Origin of the sequence: Paraburkholderia sp. SIMBA_053 (assembly GCF_046534895.1) — a bacterium.
GTDB classification, from domain to species: domain Bacteria; phylum Pseudomonadota; class Gammaproteobacteria; order Burkholderiales; family Burkholderiaceae; genus Paraburkholderia; species Paraburkholderia caledonica.
In genome coordinates this window covers 1-251 of the sequence record NZ_JAWRXU010001251.1, presented here as the reverse complement: position 1 = coordinate 251, position 251 = coordinate 1, and the positions used below count along the sequence as shown (strand labels likewise).

The 251-nt window shown below is 61.8% G+C and carries 1 protein-coding gene; it reads right to left on the bottom strand.

Annotation, left to right across the window (positions count from 1 at the left end; genetic code table 11):
• Positions 1–251, bottom strand: a 251-nt coding sequence (locus tag SB753_RS39640) for an outer membrane lipoprotein LolB (protein ID WP_410805491.1), incomplete at both ends; no start/stop codon positions are given.

The window sequence follows — 251 nt, the reverse complement described above, 5'->3', positions numbered from 1 at the left end:
ACTGGTCGAGCACGAGCTTGATGTCGAGCGGTGGTTCGGTGCGCGCGAGATTCACGCGCTTCACGCCGGTTGCAGGCGCATCGGCATAGGCGATGTAGTCGATCGTCCAGCCGTCCTGTTGAATCTCCTTCAAACGCGTTTCCTGCTGCGGATCTTTCTCGGTCGTCGCCTTCGATGTCGGCGCAACCGAAGGCTGCAGCCAGTAGCGCAGCCCTTCGACAGGCAGCGCGAAACCCAGCGCGTTCTGCATC